The organism is Faecalibacterium sp. BCRC 81149 (genome assembly GCF_022750605.1).
Taxonomy (GTDB): domain Bacteria; phylum Bacillota; class Clostridia; order Oscillospirales; family Ruminococcaceae; genus Faecalibacterium; species Faecalibacterium duncaniae.
Map to the genome: position 1 here is coordinate 433,854 of NZ_QXJA01000002.1, position 15,044 is coordinate 448,897.

The 15,044-nt window shown below is 56.7% G+C and carries 8 protein-coding genes; all 8 read left to right on the forward strand.

What is annotated here, in order from left to right; all coding sequences use genetic code 11:
- The first annotated feature begins 87 nt into the window (after nucleotides 1–87).
- The 8 genes from D3F01_RS04890 (at nucleotide 88) to guaA (ending at nucleotide 14,957) form a co-directional block, all read left to right on the forward strand.
- Nucleotides 88–3,909, forward strand: coding sequence for a DNA-directed RNA polymerase subunit beta (locus D3F01_RS04890; RefSeq protein ID WP_097770298.1), 3,822 nt, complete (start codon nucleotides 88–90; stop codon nucleotides 3,907–3,909).
- Nucleotides 3,910–3,935: 26 nt separating this feature from the next.
- The gene (gene rpoC, locus D3F01_RS04895; RefSeq protein WP_005930560.1) at nucleotides 3,936–7,511 is read left to right on the forward strand and encodes a DNA-directed RNA polymerase subunit beta'; all 3,576 of its coding nucleotides are present in this window, start codon (nucleotides 3,936–3,938) and stop codon (nucleotides 7,509–7,511) included.
- 373 nt (nucleotides 7,512–7,884) lie between these two features.
- Nucleotides 7,885–8,313: a 30S ribosomal protein S12 gene (gene rpsL, locus D3F01_RS04900; RefSeq protein ID WP_005930554.1), complete on the forward strand. Its 429-nt coding sequence runs from the start codon at nucleotides 7,885–7,887 to the stop codon at nucleotides 8,311–8,313.
- 158 nt (nucleotides 8,314–8,471) lie between these two features.
- Nucleotides 8,472–8,942, forward strand: coding sequence for a 30S ribosomal protein S7 (gene rpsG / locus D3F01_RS04905; RefSeq protein WP_005930552.1), 471 nt, complete (start codon nucleotides 8,472–8,474; stop codon nucleotides 8,940–8,942).
- Nucleotides 8,943–8,966: 24 nt separating this feature from the next.
- Nucleotides 8,967–11,093, forward strand: a complete 2,127-nt coding sequence (gene fusA, locus D3F01_RS04910; protein WP_097773654.1) for an elongation factor G — start codon at nucleotides 8,967–8,969, stop codon at nucleotides 11,091–11,093.
- 168 nt (nucleotides 11,094–11,261) lie between these two features.
- On the forward strand, nucleotides 11,262–12,464 hold the full coding sequence (gene tuf, locus D3F01_RS04915) for an elongation factor Tu (protein ID WP_117476887.1): 1,203 nt from the start codon (nucleotides 11,262–11,264) through the stop codon (nucleotides 12,462–12,464).
- A 213-nt stretch (nucleotides 12,465–12,677) separates the two neighbouring features.
- Nucleotides 12,678–13,310 (forward strand): GyrI-like domain-containing protein, encoded by a 633-nt coding sequence (locus D3F01_RS04920; protein ID WP_242886344.1) that lies wholly within the window; start codon nucleotides 12,678–12,680, stop codon nucleotides 13,308–13,310.
- A 96-nt stretch (nucleotides 13,311–13,406) separates the two neighbouring features.
- Nucleotides 13,407–14,957 carry a glutamine-hydrolyzing GMP synthase gene (gene guaA, locus D3F01_RS04925; RefSeq protein ID WP_097773655.1) on the forward strand — a complete coding sequence of 517 codons (1,551 nt, stop codon included), beginning with the start codon at nucleotides 13,407–13,409 and terminating at the stop codon, nucleotides 14,955–14,957.
- Nucleotides 14,958–15,044 lie beyond the last annotated feature (87 nt).

The window sequence follows — 15,044 nt, forward strand, 5'->3', positions numbered from 1 at the left end:
ATACGGGTCGATTTATGTGTGTGTGCTCAAATCTGACCCGTATAACGCAATATCCGTAGAGTATAAAAGTAAGGAGTGGTTGATTTTATGATGAAAGTCAAGCCCGTAAAGCTCGGCAAAACCGAGCGCATGAGCTTCTCCCACATCGACGAAGTCATCAGTATGCCGAACCTGATCGAGGTCCAGAAGAACTCTTATCAGTGGTTCCTGGACGAGGGCCTGAAAGAGGTCTTCCACGACATCGGCACCATTGAGGACTACACCGGTAACCTGGCGCTGAGCTTCGTGGACTTCCGTCTGGATAAGGAGCCCAAGTACAGCATCAAGGAGTGCAAGGAGCGCGACGTGACCTACGCTGCCCCCCTGCGCGTGACTGCCCGTCTGCTGAACAAGGAGACCGGCGAGGTCAAGGACCAGGAAATTTTCATGGGCGACTTCCCGCTGATGACCGATGCGGGCACCTTTGTGATCAACGGTGCCGAGCGTGCCATCGTCAGCCAGCTGGTCCGTTCTCCCGGCGTATTCTACGGAGATGCCAAAGATAAGGTAGGCAACGACCTGTACAGCGCAACCATGAACCCCAACCGCGGTGCATGGCTGGAGTACGAGACCGATGCCGCCAACGTGTTCTATGTCCGTATCGATAAGAACCGTAAGCTGCCCGTCACCGTGCTGTGCCGTGCGCTGGGCCTTTCCTCTGATGAGGAGATCCTGAACTTCTTCGGCGAGGATGAGCGCATCCTGGCCACTCTGGAGAAGGACACCACCAAGAACCAGGACGAGGGCCTGCTGGAGGTCTACCGCAAGCTGCGTCCCGGCGAGCCCCCCACGGTGGAGTCCGCTACCAACCAGATCAACATGCTGTTCTTCGATCCGCGCCGCTACGACCTGTCTCGTTTCGGCCGCTACAAGATGAACAAGAAGCTGTCTCTGGCCCGCCGCATCACCGGCTTTGTTGCCGCTGAGAACATCGTTGCTCCCCTGACCGGCGAGATCATCGTTGAGGCCAAGGGCAAGATCACCCGTGAGCTGGCCGAGAAGGCAGATGCCGCCGGTGTGGATACCGTTATTCTGAGCATCGAGGGCAAGAAGGTCAAGGTCATCACCAACGGCTGTGTGGATGCACAGGGCTTCTTCTCCTTTGATGTCAAGGAGTGCGGCATCAACGAGCGCTGCTCCTTTGATGAGATCAAGAAGATCCTCGACACCACCTCCGATGTGGAGGAGCAGAAGGAAATGCTCCGCCGCAACCATGACCAGCTGATCGGCCGCACCGTCACCGTGAAGGACATCCTGTCCTCCATCAACTACCTGAACGGTCTGGGCCACGGCGTTGGCACCACCGATGATATCGACCATCTGGGCAACCGCCGCATCCGCAGCGTTGGTGAGCTGCTGCAGAACCAGTTCCGCATCGGCTTCTCCCGCATGGAGCGCGTCATCCGTGAGCGCATGACCCTGCAGAGCCAGGATCAGAGCGTTATCACCCCGCAGGCACTGATCAACATCCGTCCTGTGGTTGCCGCCATCAAGGAGTTCTTCGGCTCCTCTCCGCTGTCTCAGTTCATGGACCAGAACAACCCTCTGGCCGAGCTGACCCACAAGCGCCGTCTGTCTGCTCTGGGCCCCGGCGGTCTGAGCCGTGACCGCGCAGGTTTCGAGGTCCGTGACGTTCACTACAGCCACTATGGCCGTATGTGCCCCATTGAGACCCCTGAAGGCCCCAACATCGGTCTGATCTCCTATCTGGCATCCTACGCCAAGATCAACGAGTACGGCTTCGTTGAGGCTCCCTATCGCAAGGTCAAAAAGACTTACGACGAAAACGGCAAGCTGATCGATCAGGTCGTTACCGATGAAGTTGAGTATATGACCGCTGACGTTGAGGACGAGTACGTTGTTGCTCAGGCCAACGAGCCTCTGGATGAGACCAAGCACTTCATCCGTCCCCGCGTTTCTGCCCGCCGCCGCGATGACATCCTGGAAATCGATGCCGATAAGGTCGATTATATGGACGTTTCGCCCCGAATGATGGTCTCTGTTGCGACCGCCTGCATCCCCTTCCTGGAGAACGATGACTGTAACCGTGCTCTGATGGGTTCCAACATGCAGCGTCAGGCAGTGCCTCTGATGGTCACCCAGCAGCCCATCGTGGCTACCGGTATGGAATACAAGGCTGCCACCGACTCCGGCACCGCTGTTCTGGCAAAGAACGACGGTATCGTTGAGAAGATGGATGCCGACCACGTCACCGTCCGCAATGCACAGGGCGGCGTGGACAACTACCCGCTGGTCAAGTTTGCCCGCTCCAATGCAGGCACCTGCATCAACCAGCGCCCCATCGTTGAAGTGGGCGAGAGCGTCAAGGCCGGTCAGGTGCTGGCCGACGGCCCGGCCATGCGCAACGGTGAGATCTCTCTGGGTAAGAACGCCCTGATCGGCTTTATGACCTGGGAGGGCTACAACTACGAGGACGCTGTCCTGCTGAACGAGAAGATCGTCCGCGAGGATGTGTACACCTCGATCCATATTGAAGAGTACGAGACCGAGTCCCGTGACACCAAGCTCGGACCTGAGGAGATCACCCGTGATATCCCCAACGTCTCCGAGGATGCCCTGAAGGATCTGGACGAGCGCGGCATCATCCGCATCGGTGCCGAGGTCAAGAGCGGCGACATCCTGGTCGGCAAGGTCACCCCGAAGGGTGAGACCGAGCTGACCGCTGAGGAGCGCCTGCTCCGCGCCATCTTTGGCGAGAAGGCCCGCGAAGTCCGTGATACCTCTCTGCGTGTGCCTCACGGCGAGTACGGCATCATCGTGGATGTCAAGGTCTTTACTCCTGAGAACAGCGATGAGCTGCAGCCCGGTGTCCGCGAGGTCGTCCGCTGCTACATCGCTCAGAAGCGTAAGATCAGCGTCGGCGATAAGATGGCAGGCCGTCACGGCAACAAGGGTGTTGTTTCCCGCATCCTGCCGCAGGAGGATATGCCCTACCTGCCCGACGGCACCCCGCTGGACATCGTGCTGAACCCCCTGGGCGTTCCTTCCCGTATGAATATCGGTCAGGTGCTGGAAGTCAACTTGGGCTACGCTGCCAAGGCATGCGGCATCAAGGTTATGACCCCCGTGTTCGATTCCGCGCGTGAGAACGACATCGGCGATACCTTCGATACCGCCCGTGAGCTGTGGCACGGTGAGAATGCTCCCGCATATCCCACCAAGCTGCCCAAGATCATGGGTGAGAAGGGCCACATCATCGACTTCTCCAAGATCGAGCTGGATCGTGATGGCAAGACCACCGTTTACGATGGCCGTACCGGCGAGAAGTTCGATAACCGCGTTACCGTTGGTTATATGTACTACCTCAAGCTGCATCACCTGGTCGATGATAAGATCCATGCCCGTTCCACCGGCCCCTACTCTCTGGTCACCCAGCAGCCTCTGGGCGGCAAGGCTCAGTTCGGCGGTCAGCGCTTCGGCGAGATGGAAGTCTGGGCTCTGGAAGCTTACGGTGCCGCTTACACCCTGCAGGAGATCCTGACCGTCAAGTCCGATGACGTTGAGGGCCGTGTCAAGACCTACGAGGCCATTGTCAAGGGCGAACCTATCCCGCAGCCCGGCATCCCCGAGTCCTTCCGCGTTATGCTGAAGGAGCTGCAGTCTCTGGGTATGGACGTTGTGGTCCAGGACAAGGATGGCAACGAGATCGATATGCGCCAGAACTTCGACGACGAAGAGACCGGCTTTGATATGCGTGATGTTGCAGGTTCCGAGACTGTTACCAACGAGAATGAGCTGCTGAACGATTACACCATCAAGGATGCTGACGCAGGCTTCGATGATCCTTCTGTGCTGGAAGATGACAACTCCGGCAGTGCGGCTCCCGCTTCCGACGAAGTGGATTTTTAACTAGAGATTAAGAAAGGGTTCGTTTCATGGAAAACAACGTTTTCGATTCCATTAAAATCGGCCTGGCTTCTCCGGAGCAGATCCGCAACTGGAGCTACGGCGAGGTCAAGAAGCCTGAGACCATCAACTACCGCACCCTGAAGCCGGAGCGCGACGGCCTGTACTGCGAGCGCATTTTTGGACCTACCAAGGACTGGGAGTGCCACTGCGGCAAGTACAAGCGCATCCGCTACAAGGGCAAGATTTGCGATCGCTGCGGTGTCGAGGTCACCAAGGCAAAGGTTCGCCGTGAGCGCATGGGCCACATTGAGCTGGCCGCGCCCGTCAGCCACATCTGGTACTTCAAGGGCATCCCCAGCCGCATTGGCCTGATGCTGGATATCAGCCCCCGCCTGCTGGAGAAGGTCCTGTACTTTGCAAGCTATATCGTTACCAATCCCGGTCTGACCCCGCTGGAGAAGAAGCAGCTGCTGACCGAGAAGGAATACCGCGAGATGCGTGAGCGCTACGGCGATGAGTTTGAGGCATCCATGGGTGCTGAGGCCATCCAGGAGCTGCTGAAGGAGATCGATCTGGATCAGCTGAGCGCTGAGCTGACCGCTGAGGTGGAAAAGTCCTCCGGCCAGAAGAAGGTCCGCATCCTGAAGCGTCTGGAGGTCGTTGAGGCATTCCGCATTTCCGGCAACCGCCCCGAGTGGATGGTCATGGACGTGCTGCCCGTGCTGCCCCCTGATCTGCGCCCCATGGTCCAGCTGGACGGCGGCCGTTTTGCCACCTCCGACCTGAACGACCTGTACCGCCGCGTGATCAACCGCAACAACCGTCTGCGCCGTCTGCTGGAGCTGGGTGCTCCCGACATCATCGTGCGCAACGAGAAGCGGATGTTGCAGGAAGCAGTTGACAGCCTGATCGACAACGGCCGCCGCGGCCGCCCGGTCACCGGCCCCAACAACCGTGCCCTGAAGAGCCTGTCCGATCTGCTGAAGGGCAAGCAGGGCCGCTTCCGCCAGAACCTGCTGGGCAAGCGTGTTGACTACTCCGGCCGTTCTGTTATCGTCGTCGGCCCTGAGCTGAAGATGGATCAGTGCGGTCTGCCCAAGGAGATGGCTCTGGAGCTGTTCAAGCCCTTCGTGATGAAGGATCTGGTCGAGAAGGGTGTTGCCAACAACATCAAGTCTGCCCGTAAGATGGTCGAGCGTGCAAAGCCCGAGGTCTGGGACAGCCTGGAGACCGTGATCAAGGGCCACCCGGTCCTGCTGAACCGTGCACCTACCCTGCACCGTCTGGGCATTCAGGCCTTCAATCCCGTGCTGGTCGAGGGCCGTGCCATCAAGCTGCACCCCCTGGCATGTACCGCATTCAACGCCGACTTCGACGGTGACCAGATGGCAGTTCATCTGCCCCTGGGCGAGGATGCCTGCCGCGAGGCCAAGATGCTGATGCTGGCTTCCGGCAACCTGCTGAAGCCCTCTGACGGCGCACCTGTTACCGTTCCTACTCAGGATATGATCCTGGGCAGCTACTACCTGACCACCGTTCGTGAGAACGAAGAGGGTGCAGGCAAGATCTTCCGTGATGAGAACGAGGCCCTGATGGCCTATGCAGAGCACGTTGTGACCCTGCACGCTCCCATCAAGGTCCGCCGCACCATGGTCATTGATGGTGTGGAGCGCACCGGTCTGGTGGATGCCACCGTCGGCCGGATCATCTTCAATAACCCCGTTCCTCAGAACCTGGGTTATATCGACCGCACCGACCCGGAGCACTGGCTGGAGTATGAGGTCAGCTTCCGCGTGACCAAAAAGACCCTGCCCGACATCATTTCCCGCTGCATGACCCGCAATGGCACCCGTGCCTGCGCAAAGATGCTGGACTCCATCAAGGCTCAGGGCTATAAGTACTCCACCCTGTCTGCAATCTCTGTTGCTGTGTGTGACGCTGTCATTCCTCCGCAGAAGGACGAGCTGATCGCTGACGCGGATAAGCAGGTCTCTCAGGTCAACAAGCTGTTCAACCGCGGCCTGATCTCTGAGAACGAGCGTTACACCCAGACCATCAACATCTGGCAGGCAACCACCGATAAGGTCTCCAAGGCTCTGGCAGCCAACCTGCCCAAGGACAACGAGATCTTTATGATGGCTGATTCCGGTGCGCGTGGTTCTATGAACCAGATCAAGCAGCTGGCCGGCATGCGCGGCCTGCTGGCCAACACCGCAGGTAAGACCATCGAGATGCCCATTCGTGCAAACTACCGCGAAGGTCTGAACATTCTGGAATATTTCGTTTCTGCCCGTGGCGCTCGTAAGGGTCTGGCCGATACCGCTCTGCGTACCGCTGACTCCGGCTACCTGACCCGCCGCATGGTCGATGTCTCTCAGGAGGTCATCGTCCGTGAGATCGACTGCGGCACCACCGACGGCCTGTGGGTCTCTGAGATCCACGAGGGCAAGGAGAAGATCGAGAGCTTCCGTGAGCGTATCATCGGTCGCTACGCCGTGGGCGATGTGATCAACCCCGTCACCGGCGAGGTCATCGTGCCCGAGGGCAAGATGATCGACCTGTACGATGCCAACGACATCGAGGCTGCAGGCATCACCAAGCTGAAGATCCGCAGCCTGCTGACCTGCCGCGCCAAGGTGGGTGTCTGCGCACACTGCTACGGCAGCGATATGGCAAACGGTGAGCCCGTCCAGCTGGGCGAGTCCATCGGTGTCATCGCAGCAGAGTCCATCGGCGAGCCCGGTACCCAGCTGACCATGCGTACCTTCCATACCGGCGGTATTGCATCTGCTGAGGATATTACCCAGGGTCTTCCCCGTGTTGAGGAGCTGTTCGAGAGCCGCCGCCCCAAGAGCATGGCCATTATGAGCGAGATCTCCGGTGTTGTCTCTCAGGATGACACCAAGAAGAACGTCGTCATCAAGGTCACCGGTAAGGACGAGAACGGTGCCGAGGTGGTGAAGAGCTACTCCATCCCCTTCACCCAGCATGCACGTGTCATGCCCGGCGATCGTGTGGAGAAGGGCGACATCATCACCCGCGAAGGTGTTCTGTATCCCCAGGATATCCTGGCCATCAAGGGTCTGAGCGATGTGCAGAACTACCTGATCAGCGAGGTCCAGAAGGTCTACCGTCTGCAGGGCGTTGAGATCAACGATAAGCATATCGAGGTCATCGTCCGTCAGATGTGCCGCAAGGTCCGCGTGACCGACTCCGGCTCCTCCGACCTGATCGGCGGTGCACTGGCAAACCGTCTGGAAGTTGAGAACATCAACGCCGAGCTGCAGAAGCGCATTGATGACGGTGAAGAGGGCATCAAGCTGGTCGAGTATCAGCAGGTGCTGCTGGGCATTACCAAGGCTGCCCTGGCAAACGAGTCCTTCCTGTCTGCCGCATCCTTCCAGGAGACCACCCGTGTCCTGACCGAAGCCGCCATCAAGGGCAAGGTTGACCCGCTGGCCGGCCTGAAGGAGAACGTCATCATCGGTAAGCTGATCCCCGCTGGTACCGGTCTGCCGGAGGTGCGTGAGGATCTGAAGCGCCGTGAGCAGGAGCGCGACGAGGCTGTTGCCGCTGAGCTGGCTGCAGCAAACCAGCAGTAAAACTCTGTCTGCCCGGAATTGAATCGATCCATGAGCCGCCTTTCCCTGAACGCAGGGGAGGGCGGCTTTTTTGATTTGAAACTCCCTCCGTCATTGCTTCGCAATGCCACCTCCCTCTGGGAGGGAGGCCTGCCTGGCCCGAAGCAGGGGAAAGGCCCCCTCTGAGAGGGGGCTGTCTGCGCAGCAGACTGAAGGAGTAAAGGAAAAATCAGCGGCTGAGTCCTTCGGCGAATAAAACAAAAAAATATTGGAAAAACTGTTGACATTCCTAATCAAAACGAGTATTATATAACTGTTGCGCGTCCCCATAGGGGAAGTGCGGCTAAAAAGTCGGAAAATATCCGATGTTCACTATTAAGAAAGGAGAAACAAAATGCCTACTTTTAACCAGCTTGTACGCAAAGGCCGTGAGGTCCTGGTTACCAAGAGCACCGCTCCCGCCCTGCAGAAGACTTATAACTCTCAGAAGAAGCAGTACTCTGATCTGAGCAGCCCCCAGAAGCGTGGTGTCTGCACTGCAGTTCGTACCATGACCCCCAAGAAGCCTAACTCTGCTCTGCGTAAGGTTGCTCGTGTCCGCCTCACGAATGGTATCGAGGTCACCTCTTACATTCCCGGTATCGGCCATAACCTGCAGGAGCACTCCGTCGTGCTGATCCGTGGCGGCCGTGTTAAGGACCTGCCCGGTGTGCGTTACCACATCATCCGTGGTACCCTGGATACTCAGGGTGTGGCAGGCCGTAATCAGGCCCGCTCCAAGTACGGCGCAAAGCGTCCTAAGGCCGGTGCTGCAAAGAAGTAATTGAGGACAACCGCCATAAACGGCTTTCCATTATATAAATAACAAGTCCGCATTGTGCGGAGGGTAACGGTTTATGTAAGGTCAGCTCTTTGTGACACAACGGGAGTTTTATTACTTTCGAGTACCGATGATATCATTCTGTGAAGGAGGGAAGAAAGATGCCTAGAAGAGGTAACATTGCTAAGCGCGATGTCTTAGCTGATCCTATTTACAATTCCAAGATGGTCACCCGTCTGGTCAACAGCGTGATGCTGGATGGCAAGAAGGGCGTCGCTCAGAAGATCGTTTACGAGGCTTTCTCCATGATTCAGGAAAAGACCGGCAACGATCCTCTGGAAACTTTCGAGAAGGCGATGGAGAACATCATGCCCAGCCTCGAGTGCAAGACCCGCCGTGTTGGTGGTGCTAACTACCAGGTTCCTCTGGAAGTCAGCCCTGCCCGCCGCGAGACCCTGGGTCTGCGCTGGCTGACCGCTTACAGCCGCAGCCGTGGTGAGAAGACCATGGCCCAGCGTCTGGCCGCTGAGATCATGGATGCTGCCAACAACACTGGTAACGCCGTGAAGAAGCGCGAGGATACCCACAAGATGGCCGAGGCCAACAAGGCTTTCGCTCATTTCCGTTATTGATCTGTTCTGTAGGAGGTTAATTTCATGGCTACACCCAGAGAAGTTTCTCTTCAGATGACGAGAAATATCGGCATTATGGCCCACATTGATGCTGGTAAGACGACTACCACCGAGCGTATTCTGTACTACACCGGCATCAACCACAAGATCGGCGAAGTCCATGATGGCGGCGCTACCATGGACTGGATGGTTCAGGAGCAGGAGCGTGGTATTACCATCACCTCCGCAGCAACCACCTGCTACTGGTCTCATTCTGAGACTCAGAAGGATCCGGTTGCGTTCAAGAAGAACCGTCATCGCATCAACATCATCGACACTCCGGGCCACGTGGACTTTACTGTTGAGGTCCAGCGTTCCCTGCGCGTCCTGGACGGTTCTGTGACCGTTCTGGCTGCTAAGGGCGGTGTCGAGCCTCAGTCTGAGACCGTCTGGCGTCAGGCTGATGAGTACAAAGTCCCCCGCATGGTGTACGTCAACAAGATGGATACCATGGGTGCCGACTTCTTCCGCTGCATCAAGATGCTGCATGATCGTCTGCACGCCAACGGCGTGGCGATCCAGCTGCCCATCGGCCAGGAGGATACCTTCCGTGGTATCGTTGACCTGGTCGATATGAACGCTGAGGTCTACTATGACGACATGGGCAACGATATGCGCACTGAGCCCATCCCTGAGGATATGGTCGAGCAGGCCGAGGAGTACCGCAACATCCTGATCGAGGCTGTTGCCGAGAACGACGAAGTCCTGATGGAGAAGTATCTCGAGGGTGAGGAGATCACCCGCGAGGAGCTGAAGGCTGCCATCCGCAAGGAGACCATTGCCAACACTCTGGTGCCCGTGGTCTGTGGTTCTTCCTACAAGAACCGTGGTGTCCAGAAGCTGCTGGACGCTATCGTGGATTATATGCCCGCTCCTACCGACGTTGAGGACATCAAGGGTGTGAACCCTGAGACCGAAGAGCAGGAGACCCGTCCGTCTTCCGACGACGCTCCTTTCGCAGCTCTGGCCTTCAAGATCGCAACCGATCCGTTCGTTGGTAAGCTGGCCTACTTCCGTGTCTACTCCGGTAAGGTCGAGGCTGGTACTACTGTCTACAACTCCGTGAAGGACGCTAGAGAGCGTATGGGCCGCATCCTGCAGATGCACTCCAACCACCGCAAGGATATCGACTGCTGCTATGCAGGTGATATCGCTGCTGTTGTCGGTCTGAAGAACACCACCACTGGTGATACTCTGTGTGATGAGAATCATCCCATCATTCTGGAGTCCATGAAGTTCCCCGAGCCCGTTATCCGCGTTGCCATCGAGCCCAAGACCAAGGCTGGCAACGAGAAGATGGGCATCGCGCTGGCAAAGCTGGCCGAAGAGGATCCCACCTTCAAGACCTACACTGACGAAGAGACCGGTCAGACCATCATCGCAGGCATGGGCGAGCTCCATCTGGAGATCATCGTTGACCGTCTGCTGCGTGAGTTCAAGGTCGAGGCTAACGTTGGCGCACCTCAGGTCGCTTACCGTGAGACCATCCGCAAGGAGGCCAATCAGGAGACTAAGTACGCACGTCAGTCTGGTGGTAAGGGCCAGTACGGTCATGTTAAGATCAAGATCGAGCCCAACGAGCCCGGCAAGGGTTACGAGTTCGTCAACGCCATCGTTGGCGGTGCCATCCCGAAGGAATACATCCCGGCTATCGACAATGGTATCCAGGGTGCTATGAAGTCCGGCGTTCTGGCTGGCTATCCTGTCGTTGATGTTAAGGTCACCCTGTGGGATGGTTCTTATCACGAGGTCGACTCCTCTGAAATGGCCTTCTCCATTGCAGGTTCTATGGCCTTCAAGGACGCTATGCGCAAGGCTGACCCCATCATCACCGAGCCCATCATGAAGGTTGCTGTTATCGTTCCTGATGAGTATCTGGGCGATGTCATCGGCGACCTGAACTCTCGCCGTGGCCAGATCCAGGGCATGGAGGCAATGGCAGGCACTCAGCGTGTCAACGCTTTCGTTCCTCTGGCTCAGATGTTCGGCTACGCCACCGACCTGCGTTCCAAGACTCAGGGCCGTGGCCAGTATGTCATGGAGCCTTCTCACTACGAGCCGGTTCCCAAGAACATTGCCGACCAGATCATTGCTGGCCGCACCAAGGCTTGATTGCCTGAAACAAAGTAAAATTTTGCCGGGGTAGTGTAGCTCCGGCAAAATTTCCTGTAAAAGCACTTGATTTTACAGGACAAATTTAGTAGAATAGTTTTGCAATGCAATTCTGTGTTTGCAGGACTGTTGTAACCAAATTCAATCCGTTTAAGGGAGGATATTCCAATGGCTGAAAAGGCAAAATTTGACCGTTCTAAGCCGCATGTTAACATCGGCACCATCGGTCACGTTGACCACGGCAAGACCACTCTGACCGCTGCTATCACCAAGTACCTGGCTCTGAAGGGCGACGCAGAGTTCATGGACTATGCCAACATCGATAAGGCTCCCGAGGAGCGCGCTCGTGGTATCACGATCAACTCTGCTCACGTCGAGTATCAGACTGAGGCTCGTCACTACGCTCACGTTGACTGCCCGGGCCATGCTGACTACGTCAAGAACATGATCACTGGTGCTGCTCAGATGGACGGCGCTATCCTGGTCGTTGCTGCTACCGATGGTCCCATGCCCCAGACCCGTGAGCACATCCTGCTGGCTCGTCAGGTCGGCGTGCCCTATATCGTCGTGTTCATGAACAAGTGCGATATGGTCGACGACGAGGAGCTGCTGGATCTGGTCGAGATGGAGATCCGTGAGCTGCTGAGCGAGTACGACTTCCCCGGCGACGACACCCCCATCATCCGTGGTTCCGCTCTGAAGGCTCTGGAGGCTCCCAACGATCCCGAGGATCCTGCTTACGCTTGCATCAAGGAGCTGATGGACGCTGTTGACACCTATATCCCCAACCCCGATCGTGAGGAAGACAAGCCCTTCCTGATGCCCATCGAGGATGTCATGACCATTTCCGGCCGTGGTACTGTTGCTACCGGTCGTGTTGAGCGTGGCGTTGCTAAGGTTGGCGATGCAATGGAGATCGTTGGCATTAAGCCCGATCGTCTGAGCACCACCATTACTGGCCTGGAGATGTTCCGTAAGTCTCTGGACTTCGCTGAGGCTGGCGATAACATCGGCGCTCTGCTGCGTGGTGTTGATCGTACCCAGATCGAGCGTGGCCAGGTTCTGGCTAAGCCCGGTTCTGTCCATCCCCACAAGGTCTTCGAGTCTCAGGTCTACGTTCTGACCAAGGACGAAGGCGGCCGTCACACCCCGTTCTTCTCCAACTATCGTCCTCAGTTCTACTTCCGTACCACTGACGTGACCGGTATCATCACTCTGCCCGAAGGCACTGAGATGTGCATGCCCGGCGATAACGTCATGATGCACGTTGAGCTGCTGACCCCCGTTGCTATGGAAGAGGGCCTGCGTTTCGCTATCCGTGAGGGTGGCCGTACCGTTGGTTCCGGCGTTGTTGGCAAGATCATTGAGTGATTTTGACCCTTCGCGCCTGTTCTAAGGCAAAAGGTTAAACTTACAAAGAGCCTTCCCATTCCGGAGAGTGGGAAGGCTCTTTTTGCGCTATCAGATCCTCTGCCCGAGATGGCAGGGGATTTTTGTTTTTGCCAAAAAGTGCTTTACAAATAAAGGTTGTTATGATATGCTGACATTAAAGAGCAAAGATGTCGGAGAATGGAGGATTGCACTATGGCGTTTGACTATAAGAAGGAGTACAAGGAGTTTTATCTTCCACCCAGGAAGCCGGGGATTGTGACTGTTCCGCCGATGAATTTTGTGTCTGTACAGGGCAGGGGAGACCCCAATGAACCAGGTGGAGAGTATCAGGCGGCAATGGAGTTGCTGTATGGCATTGCCTTTACCATCAAGATGAGCTACAAGGGAAGCCATAAGATCGACGGTTACTTTGAATATGTTGTTCCACCGCTGGAGGGTTTGTGGCATCAGGAGGGGGTGGACGGTGTGGACTACACCCACAAAGAATGCTTTGAGTGGACAAGTATGATCCGCCTGCCGGATTTCGTGACCCGGGAAGTGTTCGATTGGGCCGTTCAGGAGGCGACTGCAAAAAAGAAGAAGGATTTCTCCAAGGTGCAGTTCTTCCACTATGATGAAGGACTTTGTGTGCAGTGTATGCATGTTGGTTCTTATGATGCCGAACCGGAGACGCTGGAGCAGATGGATGCTTTTGCGCGGGAACAGGGCTATGAGACTGATTTCACCGGGCACCGCCGCCACCACGAAATTTACCTCAGCGATCCGCGTCGGACAGCACCGGAAAAACTGAAAACAGTACTGCGGCACCCTGTTCGCGTAAAATAAAATCGGGAAAGTTCACAAAGACTGTCGATTTTCGTTGTGAGATGTGCTATACTAATTCTACCTATAGAAACATCTCGAAAAAGGGAGGAGAACATCATGCAGCATGAAACTGTCATCGTGCTGGACTTTGGCGGCCAGTACAATCAGCTGATCGCGCGCCGTGTCCGCGAGAACAATGTCTACTGTGAAATCTATTCCTACAAAACTGACCTGTCGGTCATCAAGGCGAAGAACCCCAAGGGCATCATCTTCACCGGCGGCCCCAACAGCGTCTATCTGGAAGATTCGCCCACCATCGACCCCGAGATCTTCAACTGGGGCATCCCTGTGCTGGGAATCTGCTACGGCAGCCAGCTGATGATGCACCTGCTGGGCGGTCATGTCTGCCGCGCCCCTGAGCGTGAGTACGGCAAGACCGAGGTCTTTGTGGACAACAGCAGCAAGATGTTCGAGGATGTTCAGCCCTCCACCATCTGCTGGATGAGCCACAACGACTACATCGAGCAGGCAGCCCCCGGCTTCAAGATCACCGCACACACCGTGAACTGCCCTGTGGCTGCTGCAGAGAACGCCGAGAAGGGCCTGTACGCTGTTCAGTTCCACCCGGAAGTGCTCCACACCGCTGAGGGTAAGAAGATGCTCCGCAACTTCGTGTATAACGTCTGTGGCTGCTCCGGCGACTGGAAGATGGACTCCTTCGTGGAGAACAATGTCAAGGCTCTGCGGGAGCGCATTGGCGACGGCAAGGTGCTGTGTGCCCTGTCCGGCGGCGTGGACTCCTCTGTGCTGGCTGCGATGCTGGCAAAGGCCATCGGAAAGCAGCTGACCTGCGTGTTTGTGGACCACGGTCTGCTCCGCAAGAACGAAAAGGAAGAGGTCTGCTCTGTCTTTGGCCCGGGCAATGCCAACGGCTTTGATATCAACTTCATCTGTGTGGATGCCCGCGACCGCTATTTCAGCAAGCTGGCCGGTGTTACCGAGCCCGAGCGCAAGCGCAAGATCATTGGCGAGGAGTTCATCCGCGTCTTTGAGGAGCAGGCAAAGCAGATCGGCAAGGTGGATTTCCTGGCACAGGGCACCATCTATCCTGACGTTGTGGAGAGCGGCCTGGGCGGCGAATCCACTGTCATCAAGAGCCACCACAATGTCGGCGGCCTGCCCGATACCGTGGACTTCAAGGAGCTGGTGGAGCCTCTGCGCAACCTGTTCAAGGATGAGGTGCGTCAGGTTGGCCGCGAACTGGGCCTGCCTGAGTATCTGGTCAGCCGTCAGCCGTTCCCCGGCCCCGGTCTGGGCATCCGCATCATCGGTGAGGTGACCCCCGAAAAGGTTGCCATCGTGCAGGATGCAGACGCAATCTGGCGTGAGGAGATCGCCAAGGCGGGTCTGGATAAGGAGATCAACCAGTATTACGCCGCTCTGACCAATATGCGCAGCGTCGGCGTGATGGGTGACGAGCGTACCTATGACTACGCTGTGGCCCTGCGTGCTGTGACCACCACCGACTTTATGACTGCTGAGAGCTACAATGTGCCCTGGGATGTTCTGGGCACCGTAACCAGCCGTATCGTCAATGAGGTCAAGCACGTCAACCGTGTGTTCTATGATTGCACCGGTAAGCCGCCTGCCACCATCGAGCTCGAGTAATCTGCGAACCCTGAAAAGTATTGATACAATGCGATATTTTAAGAGCTAAAAGACTCTGTGATACTGCTTTGATACTATCAGGCGATT